The 19,133-nt window shown below is 60.6% G+C and carries 14 protein-coding genes; 9 read left to right on the plus strand and 5 right to left on the minus strand.

Annotated features, from left to right (window positions below; translation table 11 throughout):
• Positions 1-35: 35 nt before the first annotated feature.
• Positions 36-458 (minus strand): Rv3235 family protein, encoded by a 423-nt coding sequence (locus AC1DD5_RS04010; protein ID WP_442003776.1) that lies wholly within the window; start codon positions 456-458, stop codon positions 36-38.
• Positions 459-619: 161 nt separating this feature from the next.
• Positions 620-1,414 carry a LysM peptidoglycan-binding domain-containing protein gene (locus tag AC1DD5_RS04015; RefSeq protein ID WP_477518287.1) on the minus strand — a complete coding sequence of 265 codons (795 nt, stop codon included), beginning with the start codon at positions 1,412-1,414 and terminating at the stop codon, positions 620-622.
• 145 nt (positions 1,415-1,559) lie between these two features.
• On the opposite strand from AC1DD5_RS04015, the gene AC1DD5_RS04020 reads away from it, so the two are divergent.
• Positions 1,560-2,129 (plus strand): hypothetical protein, encoded by a 570-nt coding sequence (locus tag AC1DD5_RS04020; RefSeq protein ID WP_477520668.1) that lies wholly within the window; start codon positions 1,560-1,562, stop codon positions 2,127-2,129.
• A 30-nt stretch (positions 2,130-2,159) separates the two neighbouring features.
• Here AC1DD5_RS04020 and AC1DD5_RS04025 read toward each other — a convergent pair whose 3' ends face one another.
• Entirely contained in the window at positions 2,160-2,375 is a 216-nt protein-coding gene (locus AC1DD5_RS04025; protein WP_216924027.1) for a helix-turn-helix domain-containing protein, read from the minus strand.
• Positions 2,376-2,531: 156 nt separating this feature from the next.
• Here AC1DD5_RS04025 and AC1DD5_RS04030 point away from each other — a divergent pair, with 156 nt between their 5' ends.
• From AC1DD5_RS04030 to AC1DD5_RS04045, 4 genes are read left to right on the plus strand one after another with little or no spacing between them, the layout of a single operon-like run.
• Positions 2,532-3,176 carry an SAF domain-containing protein gene (locus tag AC1DD5_RS04030; RefSeq protein ID WP_477518288.1) on the plus strand — a complete coding sequence of 215 codons (645 nt, stop codon included), beginning with the start codon at positions 2,532-2,534 and terminating at the stop codon, positions 3,174-3,176.
• Positions 3,173-4,477, plus strand: coding sequence for a CpaE/TadZ family protein (locus tag AC1DD5_RS04035; RefSeq protein ID WP_477518289.1), 1,305 nt, complete (start codon positions 3,173-3,175; stop codon positions 4,475-4,477). Before AC1DD5_RS04030 ends, AC1DD5_RS04035 begins: the two co-directional genes overlap by 4 nt.
• A gap of 57 nt (positions 4,478-4,534) precedes the next feature.
• Positions 4,535-9,391 (plus strand): NAD-glutamate dehydrogenase, encoded by a 4,857-nt coding sequence (locus tag AC1DD5_RS04040; protein WP_477520669.1) that lies wholly within the window; start codon positions 4,535-4,537, stop codon positions 9,389-9,391.
• A gap of 32 nt (positions 9,392-9,423) precedes the next feature.
• Positions 9,424-10,893: a sensor histidine kinase gene (locus tag AC1DD5_RS04045; RefSeq protein ID WP_224164751.1), complete on the plus strand. Its 1,470-nt coding sequence runs from the start codon at positions 9,424-9,426 to the stop codon at positions 10,891-10,893.
• A 103-nt stretch (positions 10,894-10,996) separates the two neighbouring features.
• Here AC1DD5_RS04045 and AC1DD5_RS04050 read toward each other — a convergent pair whose 3' ends face one another.
• Positions 10,997-11,245 carry a WhiB family transcriptional regulator gene (locus tag AC1DD5_RS04050; protein WP_003804966.1) on the minus strand — a complete coding sequence of 83 codons (249 nt, stop codon included), beginning with the start codon at positions 11,243-11,245 and terminating at the stop codon, positions 10,997-10,999.
• A gap of 311 nt (positions 11,246-11,556) precedes the next feature.
• Between AC1DD5_RS04050 and AC1DD5_RS04055 the strand changes: the two genes are divergently transcribed.
• Positions 11,557-11,994: a hypothetical protein gene (locus tag AC1DD5_RS04055; RefSeq protein WP_477518291.1), complete on the plus strand. Its 438-nt coding sequence runs from the start codon at positions 11,557-11,559 to the stop codon at positions 11,992-11,994.
• Here the strand turns inward: AC1DD5_RS04055 and AC1DD5_RS04060 are convergent.
• Positions 11,991-16,166 (minus strand): FtsK/SpoIIIE domain-containing protein, encoded by a 4,176-nt coding sequence (locus tag AC1DD5_RS04060; protein ID WP_477518292.1) that lies wholly within the window; start codon positions 16,164-16,166, stop codon positions 11,991-11,993. The genes AC1DD5_RS04055 and AC1DD5_RS04060 overlap by 4 nt on opposite strands.
• A 174-nt stretch (positions 16,167-16,340) precedes the next feature.
• Here AC1DD5_RS04060 and AC1DD5_RS04065 point away from each other — a divergent pair, with 174 nt between their 5' ends.
• Genes AC1DD5_RS04065 through AC1DD5_RS04075 form a run of 3 tightly spaced genes read left to right on the plus strand, consistent with a single transcriptional unit; the run spans position 16,341 to position 19,032 of the window.
• A complete protein-coding gene (locus AC1DD5_RS04065) occupies positions 16,341-16,958 on the plus strand; it encodes an acyltransferase (protein ID WP_216924020.1) in 618 nt (205 codons plus the stop codon).
• Positions 16,955-18,046 carry a DegT/DnrJ/EryC1/StrS family aminotransferase gene (locus AC1DD5_RS04070; protein ID WP_477518293.1) on the plus strand — a complete coding sequence of 364 codons (1,092 nt, stop codon included), beginning with the start codon at positions 16,955-16,957 and terminating at the stop codon, positions 18,044-18,046. The genes AC1DD5_RS04065 and AC1DD5_RS04070 overlap by 4 nt, the downstream gene beginning before the upstream one ends.
• Entirely contained in the window at positions 18,046-19,032 is a 987-nt protein-coding gene (locus tag AC1DD5_RS04075; protein WP_442003788.1) for a Gfo/Idh/MocA family oxidoreductase, read from the plus strand. The genes AC1DD5_RS04070 and AC1DD5_RS04075 overlap by 1 nt, the downstream gene beginning before the upstream one ends.
• Positions 19,033-19,133 lie beyond the last annotated feature (101 nt).

A 19,133-nucleotide genomic window follows, 5' to 3' on the forward strand; every position in this document is an offset into this window, starting at 1 on the left:
CTAGCCAATCTCCAGTGCCTAGCCAATCTGGGTGACTAGCCAATCTCCAGGGCGGTGACCTGCCACGTCCCGTCGGAGTGTTCCAACCTCATGGCAATAGCGCGGGAGCGCTGCTCCTCAGAAACAACGATGCTGACCTCGTAGATGGAGTCTGAAATGGCGCAAGCACGGACGGAACGGACCATTGGGCTTCTGTGAACCTGTAGCGAGCCGCGGGTGCGTGCAGAGTGTTCGCGTGTAAGGGCGGCCCGATGCTGGAGCGAGAGAAAGCATTGCTCATCGAGGGATCTGGACAGCTGGACAACGGACCGTGTCCCGGCAAGGACCTCAACCGCAGCTTGGGCGATGCTTCGTGCCACCAGCCTTACGTCAAGGGTAGAAGGGTTGGCTCCTGCGTTCGTTGCAGGATGTTTTGTTCTTTGGCGGTCTGCGTGGCGGCGTGCAGTTACAACAGTCATGGTCAATCCTCATGAGTTCACTCTGTGGGCCGTTGCGCGGGCATCGCTTGGCTCAGGTTGCTACGTCTGGGATGACAATGGGACTGCTCTTAGGTCATGAACGAGTGCCCCTGAGTGGGTGCCGTTCAATACATTCGGATTCTTTACGGGCGGCGAGGACCTCAGCCGGGCGTTGGGGGCTGCAGGACTTGTCCCGGGCGCAACGTCGCGGGATCGTTGCCAATGATCCCTCGGTTGGCTGAATACCACATCGGCCAATGGAGTGCTATATCAACGTCGGTTGCGAAGGGTCCAAGGTTGTCTGCGGCAATGGACCACAGCGTGTCACCCGGCTTGACCACAACGCTGGCTTCAGCGTGATGTTCAAACGCCCTGTCGCGAGAGCCTTGTCGCGACAGGAGGCCGGGTTCAACTGTGGGAGCCTGTGGCTGCCAGGCAGGCCCTGACCGATTTGCCTCGTGGCTTTCTTCGGTGGTTCGCGCAGGGGCCATCACCACAGCGGGCAGGGGTTCTTGTACGCCACCGGACGGATGCCACGCTGCCCTGCCTGTGGCGCCACTGGAAGTGGCCTGCCATTGAGGTTCCGGCGTTGCCGCAGCCTGAGCGGCCTGAATTCCGAGGAGATTCAGGCTTAGAAGGGCAAACGCCAGTCTCAGCATGAAAGCGGGACTGAACTTGGCGATGGCGTTGGCGCTGCCCCTCCTCCCCGCACTTTGCAGAACTGCAGCCCAAGCTGCGAGGCCAAGTGAGAGGACCCACCAAGACACGATGGCAATTCCCGACGCGCTGGATGCAAGGGCGAGGAGGTGGTCGAACGTACTTCTCTGCCCGTGGGCTGCATCCACCTGCCACTGCCCCAAGAGGTTCTGCCCAACGATTAGCAGCAAAAGTCCCAACGCGAGGAGTACGGCGGCCAACGTGGCATCGTGGCGGACCCTTGCCGGATAGCTGCTCATACTTACCCTTTCGGCTGTTTAATGCTGTTTGATGTCATTTAGTGCTGTTTGCCCATTCTCAGCATAGTCGAAGGACTTTGTCCAATCATGACGGGAAAATCCCATTGCGCTTGGCGCCACGCGCTACGGGTCCTATTGTGACCATATGAGATGGGACTCTCTCTTTGAAGATCTGGAAGCGCAATTTTCTGCTGAGCGCGCCTTGGCCCGTGAATCGGAAATATCCGAACGCGTGAGAGTCGAGCTAGCCGGCCTTGACCTTGTGGACAGGCTTCGGGGAGTCGGCGGAGCTGAGATCGCTTTGGTGCTGAGCGGCGGTATTTCTCTCCAGGGGACGTTGGGTCACGTCGGTGGGGATTGGTTTGTGTTGATCGACAACGGACGGCAATGGCTCATTCCATGCGCATCGGTACGTCTTTACGACGGACTCGGAAGATTGGCTAGAAAACCTGTTTCCCAGATCCAAAGTTCGCTAAGGCTTGCCAGCGCCCTCCGCGGACTCTCGCGTGACAGGACCCAGGTGACGGTCGTCTTGGCCACTGGCCCGGAGGGAGGCCACAGGCTCCATGGCGTCATCGACAGGGTTGGGCGTGACCATTTCGATTTTGCCGATACGCGGGGCGAGGCGCGGCGCGGCGGTGCAGTGGCCGCCGTGAGGACAATTCCATTTACATCACTTGAGGCGGTCTGCTCGAGCGGGAGCCAGGGGCTCTAGCCGTTCATCGGCCCGATTGGTTCCCGAACGCTAGCTCGACTTGGACTTGGCCTCTTCAATCATGCGGCTGGCCTCGGCATACCGCTCCTCGATGTATTGTTCCAGCATCTTTTCCTCGATGCGCCATTGACCACGTCCTCCGACCTGAATGGCTTTCAACTCACCGCTGCGCACCAGGGCATAGGCCTGCGGCGAGTTTATCTGCAGTTGTTCGGCGACGTCCGCCAGAGTCAGGAATCGGGGCATGGGACTATTTTGGCATCTGTTGGCGCCGTTTGGCACAGTTATCCACAATTTCCCATGATTTGGAGTTCTTGACTTTGGCGTAGGCCATGTCACGGCAACAATGAAGAGGCGGCGCGGGTAACCATGCCATGAGAACTTCAATGGGGGAGCAGGAAAATGGATCCGAGTGCAGGCGTCGCCGGCAACAGGTTGAAGAAGCCATCTTGGAGGGATCCACGACTACTGGTGGGAGTACTGCTCATGCTTGTATCCGTCGCCGGAGTCATCTCAGTTGTCAGTACCGCTGATCGGACCACTCAGGTTTATGCCGCACGGGAGGGTATTTCGGTTGGGCAAACCGTGGTTCCTGAGGATTTAGCCGTCGTCCAGGTTCGCTTGGATGACGTCGAGTCCGGCTATGTAACCGTGGAGGACGGAATTGACCAGGGCAAGGTAGCTCTACAGAGAATTGAGAAGGGCCAACTCGTTCCACAGAAGAGCCTCGGACAGGCTGACGTCCTGAACCGCAAGCCTGTTGCCATATCGATGGAAGAGTCACTTCCAGCGCAGGCGGTTCCCGGGGCGAAGGTGGACGTCTGGGTCGCAATGCCCGGTTCCCAAAACGCTTTTGAAGAACCACAGCTATTGCTGCCCGGCGCCGAAATCGCAGAAGTAACAGCGGGTTCGAGTGCTCTCGGTGCCTCAAAGACAACGGTCGTGCTGGTGCTGGTCACGGACAAGCAGATGCCCAAGCTGCTGGGCGCCAAGGCCAACGCCGCCAAGGTGTCTGTTGTTTGGAACCCTGCGGGCATCAGCCAATGAGCATCCCGGTCATCACTGTTGGCCAGGCACAGGAAGCCGTGGTTGGCGGGCTGGAGCGCTTGCATGGCCCCGTCACTGTGGTCCGGCGGTGTTCAGAGCTTGCAGAGTTGATGGCTGCCTGCCAAAGCGGGCTTGCCCTGGCCGCCGTCGTTGCCGAAGGCTCCGAAGAGTTAACCGCTACATTGGTGGACCGGCTGGCCGCCGTAGGTGTGTCCATTCTCGCCCTGACCGTGGACCCCCTGGAGGTCTCCAGGCTCACCGCTATTGGTGTAGTGACAGCGTCTACCGATATTAAGCCCGCCGATCTTGCCCTGAGGATTTCCGATGCAGTGGGCCGCCACGGTGGGCCCGTTGGAGCCCGCAAGTTTCCAGACGCCGGATTCGCGGACTCATCTGCGGGATTCCAGTTGGCGCCGGAAACCCCAGAACCAGAAGCGGCAGGCGGGGGGAGGGTGATAGCAGTGTGGGGACCAACGGGCGCTCCGGGAAGAACTCTGGTTGCGGTAAACATGGCTGCCGAGTTGGCGGCCGAAGGCAAGTCCGTGATTCTTGTGGATGCGGACAGTTACGGTGCGAGCGTATCGGTCATGCTTGGGCTGCTGGAGGAGTCGGCGGGCCTCGCCCAGGCGTGCAGACTCGCTGACCAAGGATTGCTGGATGCGGATGCACTGGACAGGGCTGCTACGCCTGTCTTCATCAAGACTGGTGGATTTCGAGTACTCACTGGAACCACAAGGGCGGACCGCTGGACTGAACTAAGGGCCTCCGCACTCTCGCTTGTCCTCCAAAGGGCCAAGCAAGTGGCCGAGGTGGTTGTCGTGGACACCGGCTTCTGCCTGGAAGCAGATGAGGAACTGAGCTTTGACACTATGGCGCCACGCCGCAATGGCGCTACCCTGCGCAGTTTGGAGCTGGCAGACGAGGTTTTTGCCGTTGGGGCTGCGGATGCAATCGGCGTCCCGCGATTGGTCCGTGGCCTTGCCGAGCTCGAAGCTGCGGTTCCACAGGCAACGCCACGGGTGCTCCTCAATAAGGTGAAGCGGGCCACGGTGGGCCGTTCGCCCCGACAGCAGTTATCCGAGGCCTGGGAGCGCTTCGGCCCTGGCCATGGCGTTGATGCCTACTTACCTGCAGACGCGGAAGCGTGCGATGCTGCACTATTGTCGGGATCTGTCCTGTTGGAATCATCGCCCGACTCTCCCTTGCGAAAAGCCATCGCGGGGTTAGTCTGTGCACCTATCCAGCAAAATCGGAAATCCCTTGGCCGATCTACCAGAGCCTTCGGTCTGCTTAAGCGCTAGGCTCGCCATGTGGGCTGCAGAGTCGCAGCAATCAACATGTGATGGAGGCGTTTGTAGATGTCGTCAGGATCCAGCGTGGAGGATCGGTCCGATGCAGCAGTTGTCCGTGAAGGGTTCTTCGGTGACTACTATGAGCATCTCGCAGAGGAGGACTCCCGGGCCTACGCGCCCGAGCTGCTGATTTCGCGGGCAAGCACACATAGGAAAGTTGCCCATTCCCGGCGACCTGGAAATGCCATTGTGGAAATCGGCGTCGAAGCCGACCGAAACGTCGTATACATCGTTACTGATGACATGCCGTTCCTTGTTGACTCCGTAAACGCCGAACTCGTCCGCCAAAACTGCGCGATCCGGCTGGTGATGCACCCGCTTTTCGTGGTTACCCGTGACCGCGTTTCCGGCGAGCTCACCGGCGCTTCCAGGGTTCCGTCAAATATCGGCATTTCCAGCGGCGACACCGCTGCGCTGCCCAGTGTCGCCCACCTGCTCGGCGACAACGATAACGCCTCGCACATGGAGTCCTGGATCGCCGTCGAAATTGACCGCGTCAGCGAGGAAGCCCGAGCAGAATTGATTGCCGGCTTACAACGCGTCCTGGGCGATGTCCGTGCCGCAGTGGAGGACTGGCCGAAAATGCGCAGCAAGGCGCTGGAGCTGGCAGAAGCGCTTGGAAAGGTCTCGCACCCGGAACAGATTGCCGAACTCAGGCAGGCGCAGGACCTTTTGCGCTGGCTGGATGACGGCAACTTCACCTTCCTCGGGTACCGCGAATACGACCTCGTGAACGAAGACGGCGAGGACGTCCTGGAACTTCGTGAGCACAGCGGACTTGGCTTGCTCCGCGAGGGCGACAACACGCGGCAGATCCAGCACCTCACTGACGCCGGCCGCAAGCGCGCCCGTGAAAAGCGGGCCCTGGTTATCACAAAAGCGAACTCCCGCTCAACCGTGCACCGTCCGGCATACCTGGACTATATCGGAGTCAAGAGCTTCGACGCCGCCGGAAACGTCAACGGCGAGCGTCGCTTCATCGGGCTCTTCGCCACAAGTGCCTACACGGGATCGGTTCGCAACATACCCATCGTCCGCGACAAAGTGGATGCAGTGTTGCGTAACGCAGGCTTCCCGATGGACTCACACTCGGGCAAGGACCTGCTGGGCATCCTGGAAACATACCCTCGCGACGAACTGTTCCAGATCGAAATTCCGGACCTTGCGGCTACGGCCACCGGGATCCAGCGACTCCAGGAACGGCGCCGGACCAAGCTTTTCCTGCGCCCCGACATTTACGGACGATTCATGTCCGCCGTCGTCTACCTGCCGCGCGATCGGTACACCACGAGCGTCAGGCTCCGTATTGAACAGGAACTGCGCGAGACCTTCCAGGCCGAGAGTATTGACTACGAAGCGAGAATCACGGAGTCCGCGCTTGCGCGTGTCTTCTTCAGGATCAGGCTGCCACGCACAGCGGAACTTGCCGAAGTCAACGTAGAAGAACTTGAGCACCGCCTGATGCGTGCCTCCAGGTCCTGGAGCGAAGGCATCGCCGAGGTACTTCGGGAGAACCGTCCCGCGGAGAGCGCCGACGTACTGTCCGCCCTGTGGGCTGAGGCATTCCCTCCCGGCTACCGCGTTGACTACGAGGTTGAAGACGCGCTTGAGGACATCGAACGGTTTGAAGAGTATGGAGCCCAGGCCGAACGGGCAGGGGAAGCGAGCAAGGAACTCCGCCCCGGCGTGCACGTGTACCTTCCCGAAGGTGCCGGTGACGCACTGGAGGAGGATGCGCGCGTCAAGCTCTACTTGATGGAGCCCAAGAGCCTGAGCCAGATCCTTCCTTACTTCCACAACCTTGGCCTTGAAGTCCTGGACGAACGGCCCTTCGAAATCGAAACTGCGGATCACCGCGACTTTTTCCTGTATGACCTTGGGCTGAAGTACCCGGCTGGCATAGACCCACTCGCCACCGGAGATCTCCTGGCTGACTCATTTGGTGCTGCCGTCACCGGGGCCGTCGAGTCTGACAACTTTGACCGCCTCGTGCTCCGCGAGGGCATGCACTGGCGCCAAGTGGTGGTCCTCCGCGCCTACGCCAAGTACATGCGCCAGATGGGCAATACCAACTCCTTTGGGTTCATCGCCGATACCCTCTTGGCCAACCCGGATGTTGCGCGGGGTCTGACCGTCCTGTTTGCTGCCCGTTTCGATCCCAGCGTCGAGGAAAGCGAGCGTCCCCACCAGCAAGGTGCCGCAAGGGCAGCCCTCGCAGAAGCTATCGACCAAGTCGCTACGTTGGACGCGGACCGCGTGCTTCGGACCTTCGTCAACCTTATTGAGTCGACGTTGCGCACCAACTTCTTCCAAAACAAGGGTTACCTGAGCTTCAAGCTGGATCCCACCACCATCGATGGCTTGCCGTTCCCGCGACCCATGTTCGAAATCTGGGTTTACTCTCCGCGGGTGGAAGGCGTCCATCTCCGCTTTGGCAAGGTGGCTCGTGGTGGTCTCCGCTGGTCTGATCGCAGGGAGGACTTCCGTACTGAAATCCTGGGCTTGGTGAAGGCGCAGACGGTTAAGAACGCGGTCATCGTACCGACCGGTGCCAAGGGTGGCTTCTTCGCGAAGAAGCTGCCCAACCCCGCAGTTGACCGCGCGGCCTGGATGGCCGAGGGCGTGGAAAGCTATAAGACTTTCATCCGCGGCTTGTTGGACATCACCGACAACCTCATTACTACAGCGGAGGGCGAACGGCTTGTGCCGCCGTCGGACGTTGTTCGCCATGACGGCGATGATTCCTATCTGGTGGTGGCAGCCGATAAGGGAACCGCGACGTTCTCAGACACAGCCAACGGATTGGCGGCCGAATATGGGTTCTGGCTTGGCGATGCTTTCGCGTCGGGTGGATCCGTAGGCTATGACCACAAGGCCATGGGTATCACCGCCCGCGGCGCCTGGGAGTCTGTGAAGAGGCACTTTAGTGAACTCGACCTCGATACCCAGTCTGAAGAGTTCAGCGTTGTCGGCGTGGGCGACATGTCAGGTGATGTTTTCGGCAACGGAATGTTGCTTTCGCGGCACATCCGGCTCGTGGCCGCATTTGACCACCGTCATATCTTCCTGGACCCCAACCCGGACACCGCCGCCTCGTATGCAGAGAGGCAGAGGCTCTTTGAGCTTCCGCGGTCTTCGTGGGATGACTATGATCGGGCCCTCATCAGCGAAGGGGGTGGCGTCTACCCACGCCAAGCCAAGACGATCCCCGTGTCCGACCAAGTACGAAAGGCCCTGGGGTTGCCGGACGGAACCACCCAGCTGAGCCCTCCCGAATTGCTTCGGGCAATCCTGCTTGCCCCGGCGGATCTTCTGTACAACGGCGGCATCGGCACTTACGTCAAGGCCAGCACGGAGACGCATGCTGCCGTAGGGGACAAGGCCAACGACGCCATCCGCGTGGACGGCAAGGACCTCCGCGTCAAGGTGGTCGGCGAAGGCGGAAACCTGGGGTTGACCCAGCGTGGTCGTATTGAGGCTGCGTTGCAGGGTGTCATCCTTAATACGGATGCGATTGATAACTCAGCGGGCGTTGACTGCTCCGACCACGAGGTCAATATCAAGATCTTCGTTGATCGTATGGTGGCGGCCGGGAAGCTTGAGGCCGCAGAACGGGCAGCATTCCTGGCTGACATGACCGAAGAAGTCGGCCGCTTGGTCCTGCAGGACAACATCGACCAGAACATCCTGCTCCTTAACGACCGTACTCGCGTTGCGGACTGGAGCCCCAGCTACGAGCGCCTGATGGACTGGCTGGAAAAATCAGCCGACCTCAAGCGTGACCTTGAGGCACTGCCCACTACAGAGACATTGCGGCAGCGCCTGGAACAGGGACAGGGACTGACGTCTCCCGAGCTGTCTGTCCTGGCCGCCTACGCGAAGATCGAGTTGGCGGGTGCCCTTCGGGAAAGCAACCTGGCCGACGACCCCTGGTTCAAGGACACGATCCGGGCCTACTTCCCGAAGCAGTTGCGGGAGAGGTTCGACGCCGAACTGGACACCCACCCGCTGCGGCGCGAAATCATCGCTACGGTCGTGGCCAACGACATCATCAACCTCGGTGGGATCACCTTCGCCTTCCGGGCGATCGAAGAAACGTCCGCCAACGAGGTAGCCGTAGCCAAGGCATTCGTGGCGCTGCGTGAAATCTACGATCTCGATCCGATGGTTGAGGAATTGAATGCCCTTCCGGCATCGTTCCCCACCGAACACTGGAGCGAAGTCCATCTCGATGTCCGCCGGCTCCTTGACCGTGCGGTCCGGTGGGTGCTCGGGCAGGGCATGGCATCCCGCCCGATCGCGGACGTCGTGAAGTCATTCAAGCCCATGATGGTGCCGCTTCGGGCCAAATTGTTGGATTACCTGCGTGGGGATGACAAAGTTCGCATCACTGGCTGGCTGGAAAAAGCCCGCACTTGGGAGCTGCCGGATCACCTGGCCCACAGGTGGGCGGAGCTGTTCGAGAGCTATGCTTTGCTGGACATCGCAAAGATCGCCCAGACCGGAACCAACAGTGTCGAGGAAGTGGCACATGTCTACTACACGGTCTTCAACCGCTTCCACGTTGACTCGCTGCTGGAACGGATCAGCGCCTTGCCACGCGACGACCGCTGGCAGGCACTGGCCCGTGCGGCGCTCCGGGACGACCTCTACTCAACCGTCGCAGACATGACGACGTCGGTGCTTGAGTCGAGCACGCCGGGCACCCCTGCCGAGGATCGCCTGAAGACGTGGGAAGGCCTGAATGCCGAACAGCTCGGACGGGCGAAAACCATGTTTGATGAGGTCAATTCCCTCGAAGCCGATGACATGGCTTCACTATCGGTAGCATTAAGGCTCTTGAGGTCAATCGTTCGACGCTAGGGGCTGGTCCTGGCGTCGCAAATGGAGGTGCAGTGGCAATCTTTACAGACCCCATCAGGGAACACGCTGATTTCGGGCCTGGCGATGCTGAATGGCTGCACCTCCTGGTAGGCGATTGGCAAATGGTCGCCGACCTCGCGTTTGCCGACCTCGCCTTGTGGTTTCCGCATCCGGAGTTTGGGTACATCGCCCTCGCCCACGTACGTCCGTCAACATCGCATACGGTGTTTCACGCGGACTTCGTGGGTGAGGGCATCCGCTCGGATCTTCGTCCACTCGTGGAAAAGGCCTGGAACAGCCGCTCCATTGAGCGCTCCAGTGAGACAAGCTGGAGCAGCGAGATGGCGCTGCGCGTCGAAGCCGTGCCGATGGTGCGCAACGGCAGGACCCTGGCCGTTGTCACGTCCCATATGGACCTGTCCAGTTCCCGTATGCCATCCAGGCTGGAACTCACGTATCGGCAATGCGCCTACGACCTCCTTCGCATGGGAACTCTCGGGTTGTGGCCTGATTTCGCATCGCCCACCGGATCCCGCAGAGGTGCTCCCCGTGTAGGGGACGGACTCATCCGGCTCGACGCTGAAGGCATCGTGCAGTACGCAAGTCCCAATGGCGTATCTGCTTTCCGGCGGCTGGGGGAGGTCGAGTCCCTGGAAGGACGTTCCCTCGCTGAAGTGACGGCCGGATTGCTGAAGGATCGGCGCATGGTGGACGAAACACTGCCGTTGGTTGTCACCGGACGAATGCCGTGGCGCAGCGAGATTGAGTCCAGAGGGGTCAGCCTTTCCCTGCGTGCCATTCCCTTGCGCGACGAGCAACATCGCTTTGGCGCCCTTGTTTTGTGCCGCGATGTGTCCGAGTTGAGGCGCCGTGAAATGGAGTTGGTCACCAAGGACGCGACGATCCGCGAGATCCACCACAGAGTAAAGAACAACCTCCAGACCGTTGCCGCCCTGCTGCGTATGCAGTCCCGACGTATGGTCAGCGACGAAGCAAAACAGGGACTGGAACAGGCCATGCGCCGCGTGGCTACCATCGCGCTTGTTCATGAGACCCTTTCCCAAGGTCTGACCCAAAGCGTCGACTTCGATGAACTCATCGGGCGCCAGTTCAGGCTTTCTGCCGAAGTCGCTTCGCCTTCCCAGCAAGTACGCACCGAAAGGTCCGGGATGTTCGGCGAGCTCCCCAGCGATTTCGCCACGCCCCTGGCACTGGTCATCAACGAACTGGTCACCAACGCTGTTGAGCACGGGTTGGAGGGGAGGACGGGAACCGTTTGGTTGCTGGCTGATCGTGCAGCAGGAGACGGAAATGACGAATTCCTGACAGTGACAATTGCCGACGACGGCGTTGGGCTGCCGGACGGGCAGTACACGGAGGGCCTGGGCCTGCAGATCGTGCGTACCCTCGTCACAAGTGAGCTTGGGGGATCCATTCAATGGAGCCCGCGGGAGGGTGGCGGTACCGCCGTCGAAATTGTCCTGAACCTGGCTCGCGCATAGGGCGTTCCGGAGGTCGACGGGTTTAACAGGCAACTGTCTTAAACGCAGAAGGCCGTGGACCATGTGGTCCGCGGCCTTCTGCGTTTGGTGCTTGTACTGCCTGCTACGAAGCGCGCCGGGCGCGTGCTGCGCGACGCTTGAGTGCGCGGCGTTCGTCCTCGCTCATGCCGCCCCAGACGCCTGCATCCTGGCCGGACTCAAGAGCCCATTGAAGGCAAGTGTCCACGACGGGGCATCGGCGGCAAACGCTCTTTGCTTCCTCAATCTGCAGAAGTGCTGGTCCCGTGTTGCCGACTGGGAAAAAGAGCTCCGGGTCCTTGTCGAGGCAGGCTGCGCGATTACGCCAATCCATGCTGATCAGTCACTCCATTCGTGAGAACTAGTTTGAGCCTTTTGTGAAAACATTCACGAGAGGCTCCAAAGGAAAGGGGCCCGCATGGGCCCCCTTGGTCGTCTGAGTCAAGCGTTTCATGTTAACGCCTTGTAAACAAGGGGTATTAGTCGTTGAAATGCCCTGAATCCGTGAGCGATGCATCACATCAGCCGCCAGTGCCCTCACTGCTAGATGACTATGTCCGGTAGTGTGCCAGTGTGTCAAGACCTCCTGTTAACCCGGCCCAACCAAACTCTGGATCAGATGGAAACGACGGTCCAGTCAGACCTGTGCCTGAGGACCCGATATCTGGGGGGCTGAAATCCGGTGGCAAGAAGCCCCCTGGAATCCTGATTATCTCGATCGTTGTCGTGCTGGAAGCACTGGCCCTCCTTGGTGCAGCTGCTTGGTACGCTTTCGAACTATTGACAGGAGCCCCTGTCCTGACGTTTTGGGGAGCGGTCTTTACTCTGGGCCTCTTATTGGCCTTCTCGGCCTGGCTGTTCGCAGTGGGCCATTTCCTGTTCCGCGGGTACAGATGGACCCGCGCCGCCGCTCTGGTTGCTCAGTTGTTCGTCCTCACCATTGGGTTCCCAACGATGACCGGCGGCTTGGTTCTGCCAGGGTTGGCTATGATTTTGCCTGCACTGGCTGCGATCGTTTTTTTGTTCCAAAAGAGCGTTATCGGATATGCGTCACGAGCAGGAGGGACGCAGGGCGCGCTCTAGCGAATGCTGCCATGACTTCCGATCGTGCTGATGTGCTTTCTGGTGTCGGACGTGAAAGCCACCTGCACCTGGACCACACGGTTTCCGCGGACAATCACACCCCGACCAGCACGCGGTGAGGTTTCTATTTCCAGCCTCACGCCGAGGATGTCGCCGTCCAGGGGAGTCCTCGGAGCCAGAATGAGGCCCATGCCACTTGCTTGGACCTCTGCGGCCAGTGGCAGGCGCTGAAGCAAAGCGGGACCCGACGTGGCAGTCAAGATCACTCCTCGTGTCCGGCCAGCCAGTGCGGCGAGAGCTGCCCGCCCCTCCGGATCCAGGAGATCGGCGTCATCGACAATGAGGATGCTTGCAGGATCCAGCGATCCCGTGGTCGCTGAGCGGGCCACAGTTGCCCAGAAAGCTCCAGCCGTACTTCCGACTCCCGGGAAGACCCACGGAACCTGGGGATGAAGGGACTTCAGGGATGCCAACACTGAAGTCTTGCCGGAGCCGTGACTCCCAATGATGATGCTGACGCCACGCGGCCCAAGGGGAAATGAGACGGGAACTGATTCGTCATTTCCGATGCCGATCCACAAGGGGATGGAGTCCGGCGTCATTCGGCAGTCCAGGTCTTCAGCCGCAACCTCGTTGCTGGCGGACTGCGCCGATCCCGAGGACGGGCCGGACGGTCTTGGGATCGCAGCCATCGCAACATCGAAATCAGACTTGCTGAGGGATTCGGGGAGCGGCCGCACTCGGAAAGGTGGTTTTGACGAAGGCTGAAGGTCAATGAACGGCCAGGCTGTCCCGCTTGGTGCAGTGCGGAAATGAGCTGCCGTGGCTGCGCCCTGAACAAATGCACCCATGGCAACAGCGCGCCCCTGGACATGCTCGACTTCCGGAAGGCGGGGCCAGTGATATCGTGACTCTTCCGTGGCTCCCGTTGGAAAAAATACCCGGTTTGGGATGGCGGCAAAAAAGCGTGAGCTTACCAGTTCGCGTTCGCCGCATATCAGGACTGTGACTCCAAGGGGGGTCCCGTCCCGGATGATGTCCCTCAAAAGGTCCTCTGCCCACGCGAATCGCCCTGATCGGAGCGCTGCGGCCCATGAGCACCAGCCAGTAACTATCAGGACCATGCGGGGACTTGCGGAGACGTCCTCGCCCGCCACGCGTCGACGTGCCATTTCTTCAGTAAGCCGCTCAAGGACCCGAACGGCCAATGCCAGCTGGTGCAGGCCCAAGGTGGCGCCATAGCTGCCTCCCCGGCGGAGCTTTCCCAGCATTCCAGCCGAATCCAGGATGTACAGATGTGGTGGGGTGCCATGTGCTGCCAGCATCGCAGAAGCAGCCTTGAAACATTCGTGCATTCCACTGGAACTGCTGCCGATCATGGCGAAATGACCATGGTCAGGAGGTGACCATTCCAGGGCCTCAACTGACTGCTGTTCCGGCCTGTCCACGATCCCCAATGGACCTACGGGGGCCATCGACGTGTCCAGTGTGTCTTGACCGTCCTTGCCCGCAACACCGAAAGCGGACAGATCTTCATTCCACCCAATGGATGACGGCAAGAGTGGGGCTACAGGTTGCCGGGGATCGGCCCGCCCCAGGGAGCGCCAGACTGTTCGGGTTGCCGAGACCACCGCCTCCGCCCTTGCCTCCGCCTGGGCTGCTGACTTACCGACCATTGGCTGTTTGTTTTGAGGAGCGTGCAAGGCCTCGATGGCCGACTGAACGATTGCTGCCCCCGGAGCCTTCCGGCTGACCGTGGCTGACACAGCAAGGGACGCTCCCTGGAATTCTTCGGGGGAACCCGTGGCCCTCACAAGATACGCCCGCCCCGGGACATCAACGCCGATGGATGCTGCAGCTTTGGAATTGATGATGTCCATTGACTCCGCATCCGACTGAACTCGCAGGGCGATGCTTGAAGTGACGTTGGCGCGGATGTCGGCGGTCAACGCACCCTGCGGCCTTTGAGTAGCCATAACCAGATGAATGCCCAAGGACCGCCCAATGGCGGCAACACGCATCAGCTCACGAAGGGCTCCGGGGGCTTCGTCGACCAACATTCGGAACTCATCCACAACGAGTACCAGATGGGGGATCGCCACCTCTACAGCCGCACGTGAACGTTGATATGCAGACAAGTCTGAAGTCCCCGCGTCCGCGAACAGCTTCTCGCGACGGCGGATCTCGCCTCGAAGGGAAGTAAGCACGCGGTCAAGATGATGACTTCCAAGGTCAGTAAGAAGCCCGACGCAGTGCGGAAGCCCAAGTAAAGGACTTAGGCCGGATCCGCCCTTGAAATCGACGAAGAGGAATGTCACCTGGTCCGGCGAATGATTCAGTGCCATGGATGCCACGATTGTGCGGAGGAGTTCTGACTTCCCGGCGCCGGTGGTCCCGGCTACCAGGAGGTGGGGTCCGTCGACGTGGAAGTCAAACGTCAAGGGGCCCTCCTGGCCCTGACCCAGAATCGCCTGCAGTTCATGCTGCCCGTTCTCGCCAGTCCATCGCCGCAGTATGCCTCGAGGTCCGCCTGGAAGCAGGTCATCCAGAGAGCAGGATCCTGGTATGCCGTCGCCGGCAGGACCTTCCCCGTGTGGATTGGACACCACTGTGCGGCAAAACTGTTCGAAGGCCTTAAGCGGAACCATGTCCGGGATGAACTCCTGGCGGCCACTGGGAACCTGCAAAACGGCGGATGTACCAGATGGTCCTATCTCAATGGCCACACCCGTGGGTCCGGCATGGGGGCCGGAATGCCGCAACACCTGCCACGAAGCCTCGATGGCGGCATCCAGGAGTTTGGTACAGCGGTTACCCGAGCCCTGCGAGTCACAGAGAACTATGAGCCTGCCCTGGTTGGTTCCCTTCAACCTTCGAAGAGCTGCTGTCGCTGCCGCCTCATTCGTGGCAAGTGTCAGGTATGGCAGGAACCGCGCGCTGAGAGGTAGCCGCCCTATTGGTCCGAGAAGAATGATCGGTGTGGACGACGACCTTGGGAAACTTGCCAGTTGCATGACGATGAAACGGATCAGGGCGTCGATGTGCTCGGTCTGGCCGTGCAAGGCAACAATGGCGGGGTGCGAGCCCAGCGTCACTGGCATGGGGCCGATTGCGGGTGGACGGAAATGGGGATCTGCTGGGACGAGCCGCACATTGGCCAGACTGGGCGCGGTACCCAGCCGGATCCATGTTGCTGACCCGGCGGTCGGATCTTGTCGTGATGCATCGGGCGGTCCTGCCCCAGAGCCAGGCAATGTTAGAGGTGCTGGAGGCTTCAGGATCAAGCCTGCCGCGGGGGCCAAGGTGGCAACAATGATTTCCGCCGCAGACGGCGAACATCGGCGGCGGCGTTCGGAGTCCTGCCGCACCGCCTCTGCGACGGCACGCCTGAACTCTTGGCGTCCCTTCCTTCCTGTGATCGTTGGAACAATGAGGCTCACCGCGGAAACGGCCGTAAACCCCAGAAACATCCACATCCCCGTCGCGAGTGCCAGGCCAACGCCTGCTATGAGCGGGAGCCCCGCCGCAACGGCAACCGACCAGCGGTTCAAGGAGCCCGTGTGGCGCTGGACTTCAAGGGGCTCGGCAACAGAACGTCCGGCGTCGGCATGAATCCCGGGGGTGGAGCTGCTTGGCGTAACGATGGTGAAGGTAGTGCTTCCGCAGCGAATTCTCGACGACGATGTCACCGTCCTTTCCCGGGCACGCTCCCCGTCAACGAGTACCGAGTTCCGGCTCGCTTTGTCCGTGACGCTCAGTGCGGTGCCGGACACCTCCAACACGGCGTGCTCACGGGACATCCCCGGATCAGGGATGCAAATGTCGACAGCGCCGCGGCCAATGCGGTGGAAACCCCGCTGGAGTGCAAAGACTGAGCCGGCCCCCGGCCCGGTATGTGCCAGGAGCAGGAGCGGCGTGGCCGGAGAGTCCGACTTTTCCGCAGGACAATGTCCGTCCACCAGAACGGCCCCGGCTACGAGTGGGGGGTGTCCGACGGTCAGGGCGGATAGGTCTTCCCCGGCAACTGACAGGGGACCGACCCCGCGGGCTTCCTGCAATTGCCGCTGAAGTTCTGAGCCCGGCATTCCGCTGGAGACAGTGATCGTCAACTCTTCCGGTGGCGCCGGTGATGCGGCATTCGGGCCGCCAACGAGCGTGCACTCAAAGATCATTTGCCCGCTCCTTCCTGAATTCCCGTAGCCGTCCAGAACTGAGGCTATGGAATTCCCGGGCAGGCTGCTGCCCCTTTCCTGGGCTATGTGGACAACTCTCGGCGATACCGGCTGAAGGCGCCGACTTGACGCGAGGACATGGCGTCTCGGCTAAGATGAAACTCGTTGTCGCGTGTGCTCAATGAGAAGGGACCTTCACCGGTGATAGTGGTTGCAGAGAGCGCCGATGTTTCAGACGAGGCGGTAATTGGTGATGGATCCAAGATCTGGCATCTGGCCCAAGTCCGCGAGAAAGCTGAATTGGGTGTCAATTGCATCGTCGGACGCGGCGCCTACATAGGCACTGGCGTCAAGATGGGGGACAACTGCAAAGTCCAGAACTATGCACTTGTCTACGAGCCCGCAGAACTGGAGGCCGGCGTGTTTATCGGTCCCGCAGTAGTGCTGACGAACGATACTTATCCCCGTGCTGTAGGTCCGGACGGAAGTCTGAAGAGTGCGCACGACTGGGAGCCTGTGGGCGTCACTATTCGTGAAGGAGCGTCCATTGGTGCCCGCGCCGTGTGCGTCGCTCCCGTGACCATCGGACGCTGGGCCACCGTAGCCGCCGGAGCAGTTGTTGCCAAAGATGTCCCTGATTTCGCGCTGATGGTCGGGGTTCCGGCCAAGCGGCGGGGCTGGGTCGGTAAGGCGGGCTTCCCGCTGCAGAACATTGGCGGGAACTGGGTATGCCCGGAAACCGGCGCCACATATGTTGAACAGAACGAGACACTTCGAGAGGTAGAGGCATGAGCCCCGAATTCATTCCCCCCGCCAAACCCATCATTGGCGACGACGAGCGCAAGGCCGTAGAGGCAGTTCTGGCCTCCGGCCAGCTTGCCCAAGGCTCGGAGGTTGCGTCCTTCGAGCAGGAATTTTCCCAAGTACTTCTGGACGGCCGCGCAGCTGTCGCCGTCAACTCTGGCACCTCAGGGCTGCACCTTGGCCTTCTGGCCGCCGGCATTGGCGCCGGCGACGAAGTCATTGTTCCTTCCTTCACCTTCGCAGCCACGGCCAACTCGGTGGCGCTGACCGGAGCCACGCCGGTCTTTGCCGATGTTGACCCGGATTATTACACGCTGGACCCTGCGTCCGTTGAGTCGAAGATCACCGACCGCACGGCTGCGATCATGCCGGTCCACCTCTACGGTCACCCCTTCGACGTCGATGCCATCGGCGCGCTCGCTTCGAAGCACGGCGTTAAGGTGTTCGAGGATGCGGCCCAGGCTCATGGTGCCGCTGTCAACGGCCGGAAGGTCGGAACCTTCGGCGACTTCGCCATGTTCAGCCTCTACCCCACGAAGAACATGACTTCCGGCGAAGGTGGGATGGTCAGCACAGGCCTGGCCGACGTCGAACGCCGCCTCCGCCTCTTGCGTAACCAGGGCATGGAGCGCCAGTACGAAAATGAGTTGGTTGGCTTTAACGCCCGCATGACCAACATCCATGCAGCCATCGGGCGCGTCCAACTGACAAAGGTCAAAGGCTGGACGAAGACGCGGCAGGAAAACGCAGCATTCTTTGACGCAAACATCGAAGGCGTCATCACCCCGAAGGTAGCCGAGGGCTATGAGCACGTCTACCACCAGTACACCATCCGCATTACCGATGACCGTGATGGTTTCGCTAAGGCATTGCGTGAGGAATACAACGTCGGTTGTGGCGTGTACTACCCCATCCCGAACCACCGCCTTGCGCCCTTCCAGACATCGGATGAGCTGCCTGTAACCGAGGTATCTGCAGCCAGCGTGCTGTCCCTCCCGGTGCACCCATCGTTGAGCCAGGATGATCTGGACCGCATCGTGACGGCTGTCAACGCCATCGCAAAGGCAGGAAGCTAGTGGCAAACCTCCGGGCAGGCCTCATCGGACTGGGTATGATGGGCCGCCACCATGCCCGCGTAATCCGCGAGCTTGATGGCGTTGACCTGGTTGCTGTCGCGGATTCGTTCGGTGATCCACACAATGTTGCTGATGGCCTGACTGTCTACAACACAGTTGAGGAACTGATTGAGCAGGGAATCGACATGGCAGTGGCTGCCGTGCCGACCATCCTGCACGAGGAAGTGGCGTTGCGGCTTGCTGAGGCCGGTATCCACTGTCTCGTCGAGAAGCCGATCGCGAACGATTCCGAGTCGGGCGGACGCATTGCCAAGGCCTTCGAAGCCAACGGCCTCATCGGCGCGGTCGGTCACATCGAGCGCTTTAACCCTTCCCTGCAAAGCCTTCGCGAGCGGCTCGGGAATGGTGACCTTGGTGACGTTTACCAGATCAGCACAAGACGGCAGGGACCCTTCCCGGCGCGCATCGCCGACGTCGGGGTGGTCAAGGATCTTGCGACGCACGATATCGACCTCACCGCATGGCTGGCGCAGAGCAACTTCGTGAACGTCGTAGCGCACACGACCTCCCGCAGTGGCCGCGAACATGAAGACATGGTTACAGCCATTGGCCACCTCAGGAGCGGTGTCGTAACCAACCACATCGTGAATTGGTTGTCACCCATGAAGGAACGTACAACGGTCGTTCTGGGCGAACGGGGGGCGTTCATCGCCGACACCATTTCTGCAGACCTGACCTTCGTGGAGAACGGAACGTTCCAGACTGATTGGGATTCCGTCGCAGCCTTCCGCGGAGTATCGGAGGGGTCCTCCACCCGGTTCGCCCTTGCCAAGCGGGAGCCGCTAAAGATGGAACACGAGGCGTTCCGCGATGCAATCCTCGGAAAGTCGATGAATATCGTCACGATGGCCGAAGGCCTTGAGACCCTGCGGGTTGCTGAGGCCGTGTTGGACTCCGCCAAATCGGGCTCTGTCATCAGCCTCTGAGACGCCAAATCAAGCATCGCCTTTGGGGGAGGCTGGCCACGTGCCAGCCTCCCTCTGGTGTTTGTGGACCCCAGCCGCCCCTGCTTGGCCAAGGGCCCGGA

Source organism: Paenarthrobacter sp. 10L420 (assembly GCF_056395385.1).